The sequence below is a fragment of the Brenneria sp. g21c3 genome (assembly GCF_040240345.1).
In the GTDB taxonomy this organism is placed as follows: domain Bacteria; phylum Pseudomonadota; class Gammaproteobacteria; order Enterobacterales; family Enterobacteriaceae; genus Brenneria.
Genome location: NZ_JBEIAB010000023.1, coordinates 23,255 through 40,234, shown reverse-complemented (window position 1 = coordinate 40,234; position 16,980 = coordinate 23,255). Strand labels below are relative to the sequence as shown.

General features: G+C 56.4%; 14 protein-coding genes and 4 tRNA genes. 1 reads left to right on the top strand and 17 read right to left on the bottom strand.

The features are described from left to right. Nucleotides 1-9: 9 nt before the first annotated feature. Nucleotides 10-957: an ABC transporter substrate-binding protein gene (locus ABRZ28_RS21965; RefSeq protein WP_330521553.1), complete on the top strand. Its 948-nt coding sequence runs from the start codon at nucleotides 10-12 to the stop codon at nucleotides 955-957. Between the two features lie 182 nt (nucleotides 958-1,139). On the opposite strand, the gene ABRZ28_RS21960 is transcribed toward ABRZ28_RS21965, so the two are convergent. The 17 genes from ABRZ28_RS21960 to rho all read right to left on the bottom strand — a co-directional run bounded on the left by ABRZ28_RS21960 (nucleotide 1,140) and on the right by rho (nucleotide 16,933). Next, nucleotides 1,140-1,216: transfer RNA gene (locus tag ABRZ28_RS21960), tRNA-Pro, on the bottom strand. A 45-nt stretch (nucleotides 1,217-1,261) separates the two neighbouring features. Then, nucleotides 1,262-1,348, bottom strand: a tRNA-Leu gene (locus ABRZ28_RS21955). Between the two features lie 22 nt (nucleotides 1,349-1,370). Continuing rightward, nucleotides 1,371-1,446 (bottom strand) — tRNA-His (locus ABRZ28_RS21950). Between the two features lie 82 nt (nucleotides 1,447-1,528). After that, nucleotides 1,529-1,605: transfer RNA gene (locus ABRZ28_RS21945), tRNA-Arg, on the bottom strand. A 139-nt stretch (nucleotides 1,606-1,744) separates the two neighbouring features. After that, complete coding sequence (thrP, locus tag ABRZ28_RS21940) at nucleotides 1,745-3,136, bottom strand: bifunctional threonine/serine APC transporter ThrP (protein ID WP_319606244.1); 1,392 nt, start codon at nucleotides 3,134-3,136, stop codon at nucleotides 1,745-1,747. A 169-nt stretch (nucleotides 3,137-3,305) separates the two neighbouring features. Next, nucleotides 3,306-4,046: a lipopolysaccharide N-acetylmannosaminouronosyltransferase gene (gene wecG, locus ABRZ28_RS21935; protein WP_319606243.1), complete on the bottom strand. Its 741-nt coding sequence runs from the start codon at nucleotides 4,044-4,046 to the stop codon at nucleotides 3,306-3,308. 11 nt (nucleotides 4,047-4,057) lie between these two features. Continuing rightward, entirely contained in the window at nucleotides 4,058-5,437 is a 1,380-nt protein-coding gene (gene wzyE, locus ABRZ28_RS21930; protein ID WP_319606242.1) for an ECA oligosaccharide polymerase, read from the bottom strand. Further along, a complete protein-coding gene (locus tag ABRZ28_RS21925; protein ID WP_319606241.1) occupies nucleotides 5,434-6,519 on the bottom strand; it encodes a TDP-N-acetylfucosamine:lipid II N-acetylfucosaminyltransferase in 1,086 nt (361 codons plus the stop codon). Before ABRZ28_RS21925 ends, wzyE begins: the two co-directional genes overlap by 4 nt. Then, entirely contained in the window at nucleotides 6,516-7,766 is a 1,251-nt protein-coding gene (gene wzxE, locus ABRZ28_RS21920) for a lipid III flippase WzxE (RefSeq protein ID WP_330521552.1), read from the bottom strand. The genes ABRZ28_RS21925 and wzxE overlap by 4 nt, the downstream gene beginning before the upstream one ends. 1 nt (nucleotide 7,767) lies before the next feature. Continuing rightward, the gene (gene rffA, locus ABRZ28_RS21915; RefSeq protein ID WP_330521551.1) at nucleotides 7,768-8,898 is read right to left on the bottom strand and encodes a dTDP-4-amino-4,6-dideoxygalactose transaminase; all 1,131 of its coding nucleotides are present in this window, start codon (nucleotides 8,896-8,898) and stop codon (nucleotides 7,768-7,770) included. Nucleotides 8,899-8,902: 4 nt separating this feature from the next. Further along, nucleotides 8,903-9,646 carry a dTDP-4-amino-4,6-dideoxy-D-galactose acyltransferase gene (rffC, locus tag ABRZ28_RS21910; RefSeq protein ID WP_330521550.1) on the bottom strand — a complete coding sequence of 248 codons (744 nt, stop codon included), beginning with the start codon at nucleotides 9,644-9,646 and terminating at the stop codon, nucleotides 8,903-8,905. Nucleotides 9,647-9,675: 29 nt separating this feature from the next. Further along, a complete protein-coding gene (gene rffG / locus ABRZ28_RS21905) occupies nucleotides 9,676-10,749 on the bottom strand; it encodes a dTDP-glucose 4,6-dehydratase (RefSeq protein WP_330521549.1) in 1,074 nt (357 codons plus the stop codon). Beyond that, nucleotides 10,740-12,002, bottom strand: coding sequence for a UDP-N-acetyl-D-mannosamine dehydrogenase (gene wecC / locus ABRZ28_RS21900; protein ID WP_319606236.1), 1,263 nt, complete (start codon nucleotides 12,000-12,002; stop codon nucleotides 10,740-10,742). The genes rffG and wecC overlap by 10 nt, the downstream gene beginning before the upstream one ends. Then, the gene (gene wecB / locus ABRZ28_RS21895; RefSeq protein WP_319606235.1) at nucleotides 11,999-13,141 is read right to left on the bottom strand and encodes a non-hydrolyzing UDP-N-acetylglucosamine 2-epimerase; all 1,143 of its coding nucleotides are present in this window, start codon (nucleotides 13,139-13,141) and stop codon (nucleotides 11,999-12,001) included. Before wecB ends, wecC begins: the two co-directional genes overlap by 4 nt. 69 nt (nucleotides 13,142-13,210) lie before the next feature. After that, entirely contained in the window at nucleotides 13,211-14,257 is a 1,047-nt protein-coding gene (gene wzzE, locus ABRZ28_RS21890) for an ECA polysaccharide chain length modulation protein (RefSeq protein WP_319606234.1), read from the bottom strand. A 30-nt stretch (nucleotides 14,258-14,287) separates the two neighbouring features. Further along, nucleotides 14,288-15,373, bottom strand: a complete 1,086-nt coding sequence (gene wecA / locus ABRZ28_RS21885) for a UDP-N-acetylglucosamine--undecaprenyl-phosphate N-acetylglucosaminephosphotransferase (RefSeq protein WP_330521548.1) — start codon at nucleotides 15,371-15,373, stop codon at nucleotides 14,288-14,290. Nucleotides 15,374-15,673: 300 nt separating this feature from the next. Further along, a complete protein-coding gene (gene rho, locus ABRZ28_RS21880; protein ID WP_319606232.1) occupies nucleotides 15,674-16,933 on the bottom strand; it encodes a transcription termination factor Rho in 1,260 nt (419 codons plus the stop codon). Between the last annotated feature and the right edge of the window lie 47 nt (nucleotides 16,934-16,980).

Sequence of the window (16,980 nt, the reverse complement as noted above, 5' to 3'; positions counted from 1 at the left end):
GAGTAGAGGATGATGCGAAGCTGGCTATGGTCATTATTGCTGCTGAGCGCGCTCGCGCAGGGGCGGGTGGTGACCGATCATGGCGGTTATACCGTCGCGGTACCGGACGCGCCGCAACGTATTGTCTCGCTGCATGACTGGACTCTGACGGTGATGATCCACGAACTGGGCGCGCCGTTGGCGGCCAGCAGCGGTCGTCTGGCCGCCGACGGTTCTTTTTATATGCGCGGCGCGCGCGAATTGTTCGGGCTGGACTTTTCCCGACTGGCGCTGGCGTCGGTACACGGCAAGCCGGATCTGGAGCGGATCCGCGCCATGAAGCCGGATCTGATCCTGGCAAATAGCGGCGACTATGCGCCGCTGCGGGCGCAGCTCGCCACGTTAGCGCCGACCCTGATGTTCGATGCCGAACAGGGACGGCCAATGCTGGCGTTATATCAGGATCTGGCCGCCTGGCTGGGGCGCGAGGCGCAATTTCAGCAATTGCTGGCAGGCTACCGGGCGGAATTGACGGCGACGCGCCAGCGCCTGGTCGAACGACAGCCCGCCGCGCCGAGCTATGTGGCGTTGCTGGTCAATGGCCGCGACGGCAGCTTGCAGATCGTTAAAGAGTACGGCGCGTTAACCACGGTACTGGACGATTTAGGCTTGCGGCGCCTGCCGATCGTTTCGCAGGTGCCGGCGGGCCGCGACCGTATGGTGATTGGCGCCGAGTGGCTGGACGTCATCGACGCCGATTATATCGTCACCAGCTATCTACCGGAACATGGCGATGACGTCGACAGTCTGGCCCGCGACCTTGAGAGCATTGCGCCGGGCGCGCGCCGCTTTTTAAAAGCATTTCAATACGGACAGGTGGTGAGCTTGCCGCGCTACCAGGTCTACCCGCCCAGCTTTGCCGGCCTGCACCTGACCTTGCAGGCATTGTCGGCGCGCCTGGCGGAGGGGAAACAATGATGGCCGCGGCGTATGGCTATTTTTCGGGCAGCGCGAATCACGGGTTGTCTGATGAGCGGCGTTTCAGTGCGCAGGAAAAAGGTTGAGGGGGAAAAGCGTTGAGCAAAAAAAACAGCAAGCCATGACGACTTGCTGTTTTCTCCGGCCTTATCTACAATCTTGCAGACAAAACCGCCGGGAATTGGTCGGCGAGAGAGGATTCGAACCTCCGACCCACTGGTCCCAAACCAGTTGCGCTACCAAGCTGCGCTACTCGCCGAATCTGCTGCTTTACTGCTTAAGCATCACCGATGCTTGGTTTGTGTGGTGCGAAGAGAGGGACTTGAACCCTCACGTCCGTTAAGACACTAACACCTGAAGCTAGCGCGTCTACCAATTCCGCCACCTTCGCATAACTCACAAACATTTAAATCTGGGGTGGCTAATGGGACTCGAACCCACGACAACTGGAATCACAATCCAGGGCTCTACCAACTGAGCTATAGCCACCATATACCACTTTATTACTTCTTTGACGCGGTACTTCCTTTACGGGGTAAATGTACCACCGCAGCTCTTGCACACAACTATGTGGTGCGCCCGACAGGATTCGAACCTGAGACCTCTGCCTCCGGAGGGCAGCGCTCTATCCAGCTGAGCTACGGGCGCATAGCGCCGTTGCGGGAGGGGATACTACGGATTTAACCCGTGCCTGTCTAGTGCTTTTTTATCGAAATGACGCGTTTGCTTATGCTTTGCTCACTTCACGTCAAATAACGCGCAAATCCGTTCTCCCCTCCCCGTTATGCTAGGATTTCGCCCCTATCATCGCCTGTTTTTTACCCAATCCCAGGACAAAATAGCAAAGACTGACGAAAGCCAGAAACACCATACCGACAATCAGCGACATCCGGGTATCAAGGTTGATATACATCCCCACCAGCACGCACAGTAAAAACGCCATGGTCAGGTAGTTGACCCAGGGGAAAAGCACCGATTTGAACGGATGTACGGCCAGCGCGGCGCGGTGATGCTCACGAAAACGTATCTGGCTAATCAGCACCACAAACCACGGCACCATGCCGGGCAATACGCTGGCGCTATAGACGTACACGAACACCTTCTCCGGATTGGGAAGGATGTAGTTCAGCAGCGACCCCGCCATCAGGCAGAGAATCGAGATAGCGACGCCGCCCGCCGGGACGCCGCTCGCCGTGACTTTCCCCAGCCATGCCGGCAGTTGACGATTGTTCGCCAGAGAATAGAGCATGCGCCCGCAGCTATACATACCGCTGTTGCAGCCGGATAACGCGGCGGTCAGAACGACGAAGTTAATAATCCCGGCCGCGGCGGTAATGCCGATTTTCGCGAAGGTCAGCACAAACGGGCTACCGGTGGTGCCGATTTCATTCCAGGGGAAAATCGTCACGATGACGAAGATCGCGCCCACGTAAAAAATCAGGATGCGCCACAGGATATTGTTGATGGCGCGTTTTAACGTCACCTGCGGATTTTTCGCTTCCCCTGCCGTGATGCCGACCAGCTCGACGCCCTGATACGAGGCGACCACCAGACATAACGCAAACAGCAGACCTTTCCATCCGCCGGCGAGGAAACCGCCGTGCTCCGTCAGATTGGCAAATCCCGTCGCCTGACCATGGTTGCCGAAACCAAAGAAAATCACCCCCAGCCCAACGATAATCATGGCGATGATGGTGGTGATTTTAATCATCGCGAACCAGAATTCGATTTCGCCATACAGCCGCACCGCGGCCAGATTGGCGCCCGCCACTAAAATCACCGCGGCTATCGCGGGTATCCATTGCGGCAAATCGGGAAACCAGAACTGCACATAGACGCCAATCGCCGTGATCTCGGAAATCCCGACCGCCATCCACATAAACCAATAACTCCAGGCGGTCAGGTAGCCAAAAAAGGGACTCAGATACTTATGGGCATAAACCGCGAAAGACCCGGCTACCGGCTCCGTGTACAGCATTTCGCCCATGGAGCGCATAATAAAGAAAACAAATATCCCGGCGGTAATGTAAGCCAGCAGCACCGAAGGCCCGGCCCATTTCAACGCGCTGGCGGCGCCCATAAATAACCCGACGCCGATTGTTCCGCCCAGCGCAATCAGCTCAATGTGTCTGGCCTCTAAACCCCGATGGAGTTTGGCCTGTTTTATCTCTTCTGCCATAAATCCTCTGTCCATATATGTTGTGTTTGCTCCGGCTTTTTGCCGGTTATTATTGTTGTAAGCCATCCGGCGCCTGTTATAGGGTCAGCGTTCTTTCGTTATTTTAGCGCCCGTGAAGATACAGCAATGCGGGTTGAAATAACACCGCAGGTCCGGCAAGCGAGCGAGTCTACAAACGCCCGCCGTAGTGATAAGCCAGATATTTCAGCAGTTTAAGCTGGCGAGTAATGCGACTGGGCTGAGACAATAAACGGTAAAGCCATTCGAGACCGGCATTCTGCCAAATCAGCGGCGCGCGCTTCACATGGCCGGTAAAGACATCGTAGGTGCCGCCCACGCCCATATAGAGCGCGTCCGGGTGGCATCGGCGGCAGTCTCTCATCAGAATCTCCTGCCGCGGAGATCCCATCGCCACGGTAACGATTTGCGCGCCGCTGGCGCGGATCCGTTCAAACAGCGCATCCCGCCGCTCCGACGCGAAATAACCGTCCTGACTGCCAACGATGTTCACCTGCCATTGCGCGCGCAGTTTGGCCTCCGTCTGCGCCAGCACCTCCGGCTTGCCGCCGACCAGAAAAACCGGCGTCCCCTCCTGGCCCGCGCGCTGCATCAGCGCTTCCCATAAATCGGCGCCGGCGATTCGATTGACGCGCGCCTGCGGATATTTACGACGAATGGAACGGACGATGCTGATACCGTCCGCGTATTTGTATTCGGCCTGCGCCAACAGGGTGTGCAGCGCCGCGTCTTTCTCGGCCGTCAACACTTTTTCGGCATTGATGGCGACCAGCGTCCCCGCGGCGACACGCCCGCCGCTAAACAGGTAATCGACGAACTGCGCCAGATGGTGAAATCCGCAAATGGAAAAACCGCGGATCGAATAGGTGGGAATAGACTTTTTTACTTGCATGATAAATCCTGTTACAGCACGCCGCGCGTAGGGGAAGTGGGCGCGGAGGGTACGACGTCGGACTCGCTGCGTAATAAACGCTGCCTGATCAAACCGGCGCTTTCCAGCAGCCAGTACAACAGCTTCGCGATCAGCAGACACAGACCGAAAATCAGGCAGAAAAACACCACGCGGGAAACAAAGGCGTCAACGCCTTCGCGCGCCAGCACAATGATGTTGAACACCGCGCCGAAACAAAACGCTTGCAGAACGGCGGCCTTGTAGCGGTTGGGGCTGTTTTTACCCAGGTCATAAACCCAGTCGAACCATTTGATGATCAGCCCAACGCCAATCGCGCCGAGGGGAATGAACAGCACGCCGCCCATCACCACCAGCGACCCCAATAGCGTGGGGGAAATCGCCAGCCCGGAATGGTTATTCAACACTTCCCAGGTAAAATAGTTGGCGCTGTTCAACACCAGACCGGGACGCTCCGGCCACAGCCAGGAAGGAATAAACACATAGAAATCGCGCATAATCGGCGCTAATCCCTGAAATTCGATCTTGTCGTAGTTCTGCCACAACAACGCCAGGTTCTCCCAAGGCGAAAAGGTGTCGCGGGTCAGATACAGAAAGGTGTAAAACGCCTCGTCGCCGCTGACATCCATGCCATAGCGCTTCAGCGCCAGCCAGAACATCCCCACCACGCCGACGACTCCCGCCGCCGCCAGCATCCATAGGGTGATCCAGCCGCGCACGATGCCGATAAACAGAAACAGGGCGAAGGCGATAATCACATTCGCCCGCGTGCCGCCGACGATGACGTAGGTCAGCAGGCCGAACGCCACCGTGCCGATAAGAAACAGCAGCCAGGCGCGCTGGGTTTGCCGCAGGAAATAGACCACCAGCATGGCCGGAATAAAGAAGTAGAAAAAGCGCTTCAGCGCCACGCCGGAAACGTCACGGGAAAAAATCTGGCTGTAGGCGCTCAGTTTAAACAACAAAAACCCGTTGTTGAGAAAAAAAATGCCGACGGTGGCTATCGCGATCAGCGCCAGCAGCATCCAGGTCAGATTGGCTTCCACCCGATTGACGGCGAGCAACGGCGGACGGGGGGCCGGCGCGGTTTGGCGCAGCCGGGTTTTATAACTCACATAGTAGATCGCGTAAAACGCCGTGGCGGAAAGCTGCGCCTGTAGCAAATAAGGGACGGGAACCACCTCCACGCCGAAACGAAACGCCAGCAGGCAGGTAAACGGAAAACCGAAGTAAAACGTTAATAAATAAAGCAGCGAGAACAACACGTTGAAGTTAAAACGCACGCGGCGAAACTCCCGCCAGGTCAGCGTCAGGATAAAAATCACTGAAATCAGGTAGACCACTAACAAGCCACCAAACTGTCCCAGCGTCATGTTGGTTCTCCCGCCGCCAGCGCCAGAGCCTGGCGCCAGCCTTGCAGATAGTTGGGATTAAAGAACGCGATCTGATGCTTATCAACGGCGGCCAGTTCGCGCTGCGCCTCGCGAACCAGCGCCTCATCCAGACTATCGCCATAAAACAGCACCGGCAGATGCTGTTCCGTCAGATCCTGCCAGAACGGGTTCCGGCGGCTGATAACAAAGGGAACGCCGAACTGAATCAGCAGGCACAACGTGCCGATCCCCTGCTGACGGTCAAAAATAAAGTAGCCTAAATCACAGGTGCGCAACATGTTGAGATAGTCGCTAAACGCCAGTTGCTCTTTCAGCAGTTGAAAATTTTTCATGCCGAACAGCGCCAGTCCTTCTTTCTCTACCTGCGCAATATACTGCCCGTTATGCGCCGGATAGCCCATCGGCACAATCACCCGCACATTGGCGCCGAACTGCCGATGAATGGCGCGCAGCGCTTCCGGATGACGGTTGGTGCGATCGCCGGAATTCCCGACCAGAATGGTCATCGGTCCCGCCAGCGGCTTCTTCACGTTTTGCCCGGTTAACGCCGCATCCATCCGCGTCGGGAAGTACAGCAGCGACGTCGGCACGCGGCGATGCCGCTGTTGATAATATGCCAGATCGCCGCGCGTCGCGAACACATGCCCGACGCGGTTTTGCGCCAGGCGCCGCAGCAGATAGAACAGGCGATATTTCAGGCCGCTCGCTTCTTCATACAGATCCGCGCCCCAGATGTGCCAGTACGCCTGCGCGGGTTTGATGGCGCCGCGCAACAACGCCAGCCACAGCGTAGGGTTAAACTGCCCGTGCAGAAAGAAACGCGTGCGGCGATCGGCCCTGGCTTTGGCGATCGCCGCCTGAGCCAACGCCTTCTTATCCGCATAGATTTCGATGTTCAGGGCAGGGAAATCGGCCTGCTGCGGCGCGTCGCCGGCGACCACCATAAAATTCCGCACCTGAGCCGGGGGCAAAACGGCGGCCAGCGTATCGTTAAAGAAACGCAAAACCGTCTGGTTATGATGCGGGATATCCGATCCCAGGACATGAATCAGTGTCGTCATGTTCGCCTACGGTAAATAATGAATACGCTACAACAAAGCAAAAAATAGACCAGGTAGGTCGCCATATAAGCCTGAGCGGCCCCTAACGCGCCATTAACCGGAATCAGCCAGTGAGAAAACAGCGTGAGCAATAAAAACTGACTCACCTCGGTGAGCAGATAAAAACGCAGCGCGGCTTTGGCAATCACCAGATAGCCAAAAACGTAAGCGCCCACTTTCATCACGTCGCCCACCAGTTGCCAAACAAACAGATCGCGCATGGCGGTGAACTGGCTGGAGAACAGCAGCAAGATGGCGAAGTCGCGCAGCAGCCAGACGCAAAAGCTGACGCCGGCCACGGCGGGCAACACAAACTTCAGCGCGCGGACGATCTCCTGGGAAAGCGCTTTTTTATCCGTCAGGCGCGACAGCGTCGGCAACAGATAGACGGTGAACGACGCGGTAATAAACTGTAGATAGGCGTCTGAAATGCTGCTGACGCCCTGCCAGATGCCGACATCGTCCCAGCTGTAGTGCTCCGCCAGCAGATTACGCATCATGATATAGGCCACGGGCAGCGTGACCGCCGTCATCAGCGCCATCAGGGTAAACTTGCCAAGCCGGCCGGCGATGGCGCTATCCCAGGCCGGTTTTAACGCCTGCCAGGTCAACGGCGTGCGCCGCAGCATCAATACGCCGGCCGGCAATACCGCCATCGCCGGCACCAGCGCCAAGCCGGCCAGCGCGCCGGCATAGCCGCCCAGCGCAAAACAGAGCCAATAGGCGGCTAATCCCATCAGGCTGCCGATAATCAACGACAGGGCATTGCCCATCGCATCGCGGTACCCCTTCAGGATCGCCAGAAACAGGTTGGCGAAAACGCTCCCCATCTGGATAAACGCCAACGCGCGGATAACATGACGGTATTCATCATGTCCGAACAGCGCATCGGCTATCGGCCCGGCGGCAAACACGAACACCGCCGCCAGCAGCGTGGAGAACCCCAGCACCAGCGACACCGACGTACCCAGCAGCGGCTTCAGCCGCTCCGGCTGTTGATGATATTCCGCGACATATTTGATGACGCCGTTGAAAATCCCCGCGCCGGACAATACGCCCAACACCGTGATCAACTGACGGAAATTGCCCGCCTGCCCGACTCCGCTGGGGCCGAACGCCACCGCCAGCAACTTGACGACGATCAGCCCCACGCCGATTTTTATCAGCGTGGAGCCCGCCGTCCATATTGATGCTTTCGCCAGCGACATATCAGGAAAAGAAACTCAGAATGGTATTGATTACCGTGCGCTGATTGACGTCAGGCAGGTTATAGAACAGCGGCAGGCGCACCAGACGTTCGCTTTCCTGCGTGGTATAGCGATCTTCGCCGGCAAAGCGGCCGAAATTCATGCCTGCGGGGCAGCTATGCAGCGGAATATAATGAAATACCGTCAGGATCTCGGCTTCTTTCATATAGCTGATAAACGCCGCGCGGTCTTGCGCATCGCGCAGCTTGATATAAAACATATGCGCGTTGTGAACGCAGTGCGCCGGCACCGACGGCAAGACGATGCGCCCTGCATCCGCCAGCGGTTTGAAGGCCGTCAGATAGTTTTGCCACAGGCGCAGCCGCCGTTGGTTAATTTGCTTCGCCGCTTCCAGCTGCGCCCAGAGATAGGCGGCCTGAATATCCGCCATCAGATAGCTGGAGCCGATATCGCGCCAGGTGTATTTATCTACCTGACCGCGGAAGAACTGGCTGCGGTTAGTACCCTTTTCCCGCACAATTTCCGCGCGTTCGATCAGCCCGCGCTCATTAATCAGCGTCGCGCCGCCCTCGCCGCCCGAGGTGTAATTTTTAGTTTCATGAAAGCTGAAGCAGCCGATATGGCCGATGGAGCCCAACGGACGCCCTTTGTAGCTGGACATCATGCCCTGCGCGGCGTCTTCCACCACAAACAGGTCGTACTTTTTCGCCAGCGCCATAATGGCGTCCATTTCGCAGGCCACGCCCGCATAGTGAACCGGTACGATCACGCGGGTCTTGTCGGTAATCGCCGCTTCAATCTTCGTTTCATCGATATTCATGGTGTCCGGGCGAATATCCACAAACACGATTTTGGCGCCGCGCAGCACAAACGCATTGGCGGTGGAGACGAAGGTATAGCTCGGCATGATGACTTCGTCGCCGGGTTTGATATCCAGCAAGATCGCCGCCATTTCCAGCGAAGCGGTGCAGGATGGCGTCAATAACACTTTGACGCTGCCGGAATAGTGTTCCAGCCACTGCTGGCAGCGGCGGGTAAAACCGCCGTCGCCGCACAGTTTGCCGCTGCTCATGGCGGCCTGCATATAATCGAGTTCAGTACCCACGATGGGCGGCGCATTAAACGGAATCATGTGATCACCTGTATAACCAATAGGCCGTGCGCTCAACTTTGGCACCGCGACGAAGATAAAGACGGAGAGCCGCCACATTGCCTGTCTGTGTCGCGACCCATAAACGTTGCACGCCTTGCTGCCGGCACCACATTTCCGCCGCCGACATCAATTGCGCGCCGATGCCGCGGGCCGCGACGCCCGGCCAGACGGCCAGCAGCCCGATGCGAGCCTCCGCCGCGTCCAACCGCCGCAGCGTCACCCACCCTTGCGGCTGTCCGGACGCATTTTCAACCAACAGGCATTGATGATCAAAAACGCCGTGTACGGCGTTTTCCACCCACTGGGCATAAAAACGTCCGCTGTCCGTGGGCTGGTACCACGGCGAACGAAAGCGACTGAGCGAGAAAACCTGGGCAGCGGCCGCGCGCAACGCCGGAATATCGGCGCTGTCCGCAATACGCAGGTAGGGAAGAGGATCCGGCCGCGTCGCATCGTCCAGCGACAGGCAGAGATCGACCTCGCCTTCGACCAGACGAAAGCCGAAATCCGCCAGCGCATCGGCCAACGGCATATTGTCCGCCGCGATTTTCGCCTGCGTCAGCGCAAAGCGATCCAGACGCTCCAACGTCAGGCGCGGCGCATCGGCGGAAAAAGTCAGCTTGCCGCTGGTCAGGTTGAAAAAGCGGCTTTCCCAACTTAACGGTTCAATACTGGCGTGGATACGCGCCGCAGGGCGTGTTCCCGTCGAAAGCCTCGTCTCTGTCATCGTCGCCACGCTCGCCCGTACGGATAATGTTAGTCGGTCAGGCCTAAACGTTCGCCGGTATAAGATCCATCCTGGACGCTGCGCCACCATTTTTCATTATTCAGATACCAGCTCACGGTTTTTTTCATACCGCTTTCGAAGGTTTCTTCCGGACGCCAGCCAAGCTCGCGCTCAATTTTTCCGGCGTCGATGGCGTAACGCATATCATGACCGGGACGGTCTTTGACATAGGTGATTAAATCGCGGTAGCGCTGCACGCCGGCCGGCTTATTCGGCGCCAGCTCTTCCAGCAAATCACAGATCGTCTGCACCACTTCGATGTTCTTACGCTCGTTATGACCGCCGATGTTGTAAGTTTCCCCAATGACGCCTTCCGTCACCACTTTATACAGCGCGCGCGCATGATCTTCGACGAACAGCCAATCACGAATCTGCGCGCCGTCGCCATAGACCGGCAACGGTTTACCGGCGACGGCATTCAGGATCACCAGCGGGATCAGTTTCTCCGGGAAATGATAGGGACCGTAGTTATTGGAGCAGTTGGTAATGATCGTCGGCAAGCCATAGGTGCGCAGCCAGGCGCGAACCAGGTGGTCGCTTGACGCTTTAGACGCCGAATAAGGACTGCTGGGGGCGTAAGGCGTGGTTTCGGTGAACAGATCGTCGGTACCGTGCAGATCGCCGAAGACTTCATCGGTGGAAATATGGTGAAAACGGAACGCCGCTTTTTCGGCGCTATCCAGGCTTTGCCAGTAATGGCGCGCGGCTTCCAGCAGCGTATAAGTCCCGACGATGTTGGTTTCGATGAACGCCGCCGGGCCGTCGATTGAACGGTCGACGTGGCTTTCCGCCGCCAGATGCATCACCATGGCTGGCTGGTACGCCGCAAACACCTTGTCCAACGCCGCGCGATCGCAAATATCAACCTGTTCAAACGCGAAACGGGCGCTGTCCGCAACCGGCGCCAGCGAGGATAAATTGCCGGCATAGGTGAGTTTATCCACCACGACGACGCTGTTTGGCGTCTCGGTAATAATATGCCTGACTAACGCCGAACCAATAAACCCGGCTCCACCAGTGATTAATATACGTTTCAACGCCATACTCCTTTTGTATCAACAACCCAGTTTTGTTTGACATCGTCGGGATCAACGGCTTTAAACTGACGGTGGTCAACCAGCATCACCAGCACGTCGGCGTCCTGCAATGCCGTGGCCAGATCCACCAACGTTACCCGCCCCGTCAGCGCGGCCGGCAGTTGCCTGACATTCGGCTCCACCGCCAGCGTCGTGCCGGCATTCCATTGCGCGATCATTTCCGTAATGGCGACCGCCGGACTTTCGCGCAAATCGTCAATGTCCGGCTTAAACGCCAGACCGAAGCAGGCGACCGTCACGTCGCTGGCGCGTTTATCCGTTTGCGCCAGATAATCCGCGACCGCCGTTTTCACCCGATCGACAACCCATAGCGGTTTGCCGTCGTTTACCAGCCTGGCCGTATGAATCAGCCGCGCCTGCTGCGGATTCTGCGCAACGATAAACCAAGGGTCGACCGCGATGCAGTGTCCGCCGACGCCAGGGCCGGGTTGGAGAATATTGACGCGCGGATGCCGGTTTGCCAATCGGACAAGCTCCCATACGTTAATATTTTGTTCCGCGCAGATCAGCGACAGTTCATTGGCGAAGGCGATGTTGACGTCACGAAAGCTGTTTTCCGTCAGCTTGCACATTTCGGCGGTACGCGCGTTAGTAACCACACACTCACCTTCAAGAAAGAGGTTGTACAGCTCGCTTGCGCGCGCCGAGCATGTCGGCGTCATCCCGCCGATCACCCGATCGTTTTTAATCAGTTCAACCACGACCTTGCCGGGCAATACCCGCTCCGGGCAGTACGCGATATGGATATCGGCGGCGTCGCCCGCCTGCTGGGGAAAGGTTAAATCCGTCCGCGCCTCAGCCAGCCACTGCGCCATTTGCTCGGTTGAACCGACGGGCGAAGTGGATTCGAGAATAACCAGATCGCCCCGCTTGAGCACCGGCGCAATGGACTCCGCCGCCGCCTGAACATAGCTCATGTCCGGCTCATGGTCGCCCTTGAAGGGCGTGGGAACCGCGATCAAAAACGCATCCGCCGGCACCGGCTTGCTCTTCGCCTGTAAATGGCCGTTTTCAACCGCGACTTTGACCAGCGTATCCAGATCCGGCTCGACAATGTGAATCTCGCCCCGATTGATGGTCTCCACCGTCTGCTTATTTACATCGATGCCGATCACGTTCTTTTTACGCGAAGCAAAGGCGGCGGCCGTCGGTAAACCGATATAACCCAGCCCGATAACCGAAATTGTGTCGAAACTCATGGTGTCACCTGATGGTTCTTTTGATAATTCTTGATTGCCTTAACGATATTTTGGCAGGCCTGGCCGTCGCCATACGGGTTATGCGCCCGGCTCATGCTCTGGTATTCCTCTTCATCCATCAGGAGTTGCGATACGCTATCAACGATTTTCGCCACATCGGTACCCACCAGCCTGACCGTACCCGCCTCCACCGCCTCGGGGCGTTCGGTGGTATCGCGCATAACCAGTACCGGCTTGCCCAATGACGGCGCTTCCTCCTGAATGCCCCCCGAATCCGTCAGGATCATATACGAACGATTCATCAGATAAACAAAGGGCAGGTAGTCCTGCGGCGCGATAAGCACCACGTTATCAATACCGCTCAGAATGCGGTTTACCGGCTCGCTGACGTTCGGATTAAGATGGACGGGATAAACGATCTGCACTTCCGGGTGACGCCGGGCGATATCCGCCAGCGCGCCGCAGATGCGCTCGAAACCGCCGCCAAAACTTTCGCGCCGATGCCCGGTAACCAGAATCAGTTTTTTGCTGGCATCCAGAAAGGCATACTTTTCATCCAGGCTGCGGCGCAACGCCTCATCGCTGACGATGCGATCCCTCACCCAGAACAGCGCATCGATCACCGTGTTCCCGGTGACGAAAATCTGCCGATCCGACAGGTGTTCACTCAGCAGGTTCCGGCGGGAATTCTCCGTCGGCGCGAAATGAAACATCGCCAGATGGCCGGTCAGCTTACGGTTGGCCTCTTCCGGCCAGGGAGAATACAGATTGCCGGTACGCAGTCCGGCTTCAACATGCCCGACCGGAATGCGTTGGTAAAACGCGGCCAGACTGGCCGTCAATGTGGTGGTGGTATCGCCATGCACCAGCACCAAATCCGGCTTGAACTCCGCCATGACGGGCTCAAGACCTCTCAGGATCCGGCTGGATATCTCGCTGAGCGACTGGCCTGGCTGCATGATGTTCAAGTCATAGTCAGGGGTAATATCGAATAAACGCAACACCTGATCGAGCATTTCCCGATGCTGGGCCGTCACGCAAATTCTTGATTCAAAGGCTTCATCCTGAGCCAGAACACGGACCAGCGGCGCCATCTTAATGGCCTCCGGACGGGTGCCGAAAACAGTCAACACTTTCACAGCGAATCTCTTTAATCAAGTTGGACGCAGACTGACTTACTGCGCATCGGACGCTGACCCGCGCACGGATCAGCGTGGACGACGAACCAAAGCAACACCCGCCCCCACTAACGCGCCGATAGCGCCCCACATCACCATCAGGAATGCCCGGCGCGGACTATCGCGTCTGACCGGCTCCTCCGGCGTACGCAAATAACGGTAGGTCTGGAAATTGGCGTCGAGTGTTGGTCCTACATCCAGGGTGGCCAGCATGGCGCGATTCTGATCGTAATCGATATCATAGTGTGGGCCGCTGGACTGCAATGACTCCAGGCGCGCCTGAAGCATCGGTCTTCCCAGCAAAAACATTTCGGATGCCGGCAGCTCATCCGCCGGCGTATCCGTTTGACTACGGCCGATACCCTGTTGCTGCGCAATTTTCAGCGCCAGTTCGACGCTGCGGATTTCACGTTCATAAATGGCTTTCGCCACCGCTTCCTGACGCTTAATCTGCGATTTTATGAAAATGGTTCTGGCCGCCCATGCGCCGTTAATCTCTTCATTAAGATGGCTGGCGGCGCGCCGGCTGGCGAATTCAACATACTGGCGCAGCAACCTATTGGCATCCGCCGACGTTTCCGCCACCAGTTTTACGCCGTCATTGGTCTTCTTGGCGTCATCATGCGGCGTAAACTGAATATTGCTCGCCAGTTCATCCAGCAGGGCGGAGTCCGCTTTGGCGTCCCCTTCCTGACGCTGTTTATAATAATCGCTCTGCAACCAGAAATCGCGGCGGGTATCGTAGGCCGCCAGCTGCATGATGAACTCATCATAAGCCACCGAAGAGATGGCCGGCAGCTCCGGCTGCGGAGCCGAAAAGGATTTGGCGTCCAGATTGCGCAGGAACTGCTGCTGCGAATAGTATCCGCCCAACATGTTGACCGTCGGCCTATCGGTAATCGCCGTCGCGCTCCATTCCTGCTTCGCCAGATAAGAATAGAGTAGCGCAATAACGCTAAACAAGCAGGCAATAGACAGGATCCAGACCTTGCCGCGCCATAGCGTGCGAAACAAACCGCGGACATCCAGCTCATTGTCGACTGACGCATTACCGGTGGATAGGTTCTCTGATTTCATTACTTCCCCAACGTTATTTGGTCAAGACCGCTACTTTTTCTCATCGGCGCGTATGCGTCGCTTGATGCGTTTGATAAAACGCGCCACTCGCCACGCGCGCTTCAGGCAGTAGCCATACAGCAAGAAGACGAGCAAGAACAATGCCAACATAGCCCATTCCGGCACAAATGAGAGATATTCCCCCAGCACGCCGAACGCGGCCAGCAACGCCGCCGCCAGCGTAATAAGAACAAAAACCTGCCGGGAAGTAAAACCCGCGCGCATCATTAAATGGTGAATATGCTGGCGATCGGGTGAAAACGGACTCAGCCCTTTACGCAGACGACGATACATGATCGCAATCATATCAATCAGAGGAATAGCGATAACCCACAGCGCCGTGACCGGATTGATCGGATGCTGAGGTCCCTGCGTGGTTTGAATCAGGATCCAGATCGCGGTGAAGCCGATCATGGTGCTGCCCGCATCCCCCATAAAAACTTTATAACGTTTGCCGAAAACGCCGAGGTTAAGCAGGATATAAGGAATGACGGCGGCGATCATGGCAAAGCACCATAGCGCCAGATTGGCATGCCCGCTCAGATACAGCAGGACGCCCATCGCGCCAAAGGAAACGCAGGACAATCCGCCCAGCAGTCCGTCAATGCCGTCGACCATGTTGAATGCGTTGATCGCGGCCCAGACGGCGAACAGCGTCACCAGATAACCAAACGGCCCCAGCTGCATCTGCCACGGCCCCAAAATATGCCCGAAACTTTGTAACGTCAGACCGGCGAACGCCATCATGATAATGGCGACGCAGGCCTGCACGACGGCGCGGATTTTCACGCTGATATCAAAGCGGTCATCCAGCGCGCCGACGAACACCAGCACGCCGGCGCAAAACAGATAAAGCCGAAAATTGGGGATATATTGATCGGTTAACAGGAAAGTAAAGCAAATCCCGGCGTACACCGAGATACCGCCAACCAGAGGAATCAGTCCGTGATGCCGTTTGCGATAGTTGGGGCGATCAACAAGCCCGACGATCCTCGCCACCTGACGAGCAACAAACAGGAAGCCCAGAGAAAACAGAAAAATAATTAATAATTCAGTACTCATCGTGAGTAAATTCACCGTTCACAGCTTCTTGGCCTGGCTGAGGCTGCTTAATATATGTCCGGTCTACGCCTTAATCCTGTCCGCCGCATTGGCAGGCGCCCGCTCGCCGTCGAGACGTCGGTTACTCCCGGCCATCAGTCGGGCATAGATCAAAAAACGCTATTTATACGATTAGCGCGTCGGCTAATCATTTTATTCCCATTACCCTTCAATGTGCAGCAGAGTAACGGCCGCATTGAAATCCAGCGGGCTGATAAAATTGCACATAAAAAAACGCCACGACCCAGCGTGGCGTTCCCCGAGTTCATCCGTGATTTATGAACGCTTCATCATATCGAAGAATTCATCGTTGGTTTTGGTCATCGCCAACTTGTTAATCAGGAACTCCATCGCGTCAATCTCGCCCATCGGGTGGATAATTTTACGCAAGATCCACATCTTCTGCAGTTCTTCAGAGGTGGTGAGCAATTCTTCTTTACGCGTACCGGAGCGGTTGTAGTCGATCGCCGGGAATACGCGTTTTTCAGCAATTTTACGTGCGAGATGCAGCTCCATGTTACCGGTGCCTTTGAACTCTTCGTAAATCACTTCGTCCATCTTGGAGCCGGTATCAACCAACGCCGTTGCAATGATAGTCAAACTGCCGCCTTCTTCAACGTTACGCGCCGCGCCGAAGAAACGTTTGGGACGATGCAGGGCATTGGCGTCCACACCACCCGTCAGCACTTTACCGGATGACGGGACGACGGTGTTATAGGCGCGAGCCAAACGTGTGATGGAGTCCAGCAGAATGATGACGTCTTTCTTATGCTCGACCAGGCGCTTCGCCTTTTCAATCACCATCTCGGCGACCTGAACATGGCGGGAAGCCGGCTCATCAAAGGTAGACGCGACCACTTCGCCTTTAACCAGACGCTGCATCTCGGTCACTTCTTCAGGACGTTCGTCAATCAGCAGCACCATCAGCACACAGTCGGGATGATTATAGGCGATGCTCTGGGCGATGTTCTGCAACAGCATGGTTTTACCCGCTTTCGGCGGCGCCACGATCAGACCACGCTGACCACGGCCGATCGGCGAGGCCAGATCCAGTACGCGCGCGGTTAAATCTTCCGTTGAACCATTACCGCGCTCCATACGCAGGCGGGAGTTCGCATGCAATGGCGTCAGGTTTTCAAACAGGATTTTGCTGCGGGCGTTCTCGGGTTTGTCGTAGTTGACTTCGTTGACTTTCAACAGGGCGAAATAGCGTTCGCCTTCCTTCGGGGGACGAATTTTCCCCGCGATGGTGTCACCGGTACGAAGGTTGAAGCGGCGGATTTGGCTGGGAGAAACGTAGATATCATCGGGACCGGCGAGGTAGGAACTGTCTGCTGAACGGAGGAAACCAAATCCATCCTGCAATATTTCCAGCACGCCATCGCCGAAAATGTCTTCGCCGCTTTTCGCATGCTGCTTCAGGATAGCGAAAATAATATCCTGTTTGCGCATGCGGGCCAGGTTTTCCAGCCCCATATTTTCGCCAAGAGTAATTAACTCAGATACTGGCGTATTCTTTAATTCGGTAAGATTCATAATGGTGGGTTCTTAAACTCGGGGTAAATCTCGAACTATTAACGTGA

Coding starts and splice junctions, on each gene's coding strand:
- ABRZ28_RS21965 (WP_330521553.1), top strand. CDS start 10: ATGATGCGAAGCTGGCTATGGTCATTATTGCTGCTGAGCGCGCTCGCG.
- thrP (WP_319606244.1), bottom strand. CDS start 3,136: ATGGCAGAAGAGATAAAACAGGCCAAACTCCATCGGGGTTTAGAGGCC.
- wecG (WP_319606243.1), bottom strand. CDS start 4,046: ATGCAAGTAAAAAAGTCTATTCCCACCTATTCGATCCGCGGTTTTTCC.
- wzyE (WP_319606242.1), bottom strand. CDS start 5,437: ATGACGCTGGGACAGTTTGGTGGCTTGTTAGTGGTCTACCTGATTTCA.
- ABRZ28_RS21925 (WP_319606241.1), bottom strand. CDS start 6,519: ATGACGACACTGATTCATGTCCTGGGATCGGATATCCCGCATCATAAC.
- wzxE (WP_330521552.1), bottom strand. CDS start 7,766: ATGTCGCTGGCGAAAGCATCAATATGGACGGCGGGCTCCACGCTGATA.
- rffA (WP_330521551.1), bottom strand. CDS start 8,898: ATGATTCCGTTTAATGCGCCGCCCATCGTGGGTACTGAACTCGATTAT.
- rffC (WP_330521550.1), bottom strand. CDS start 9,646: ATGACAGAGACGAGGCTTTCGACGGGAACACGCCCTGCGGCGCGTATC.
- rffG (WP_330521549.1), bottom strand. CDS start 10,749: ATGGCGTTGAAACGTATATTAATCACTGGTGGAGCCGGGTTTATTGGT.
- wecC (WP_319606236.1), bottom strand. CDS start 12,002: ATGAGTTTCGACACAATTTCGGTTATCGGGCTGGGTTATATCGGTTTA.
- wzzE (WP_319606234.1), bottom strand. CDS start 14,257: ATGAAATCAGAGAACCTATCCACCGGTAATGCGTCAGTCGACAATGAG.
- rho (WP_319606232.1), bottom strand. CDS start 16,933: ATGAATCTTACCGAATTAAAGAATACGCCAGTATCTGAGTTAATTACT.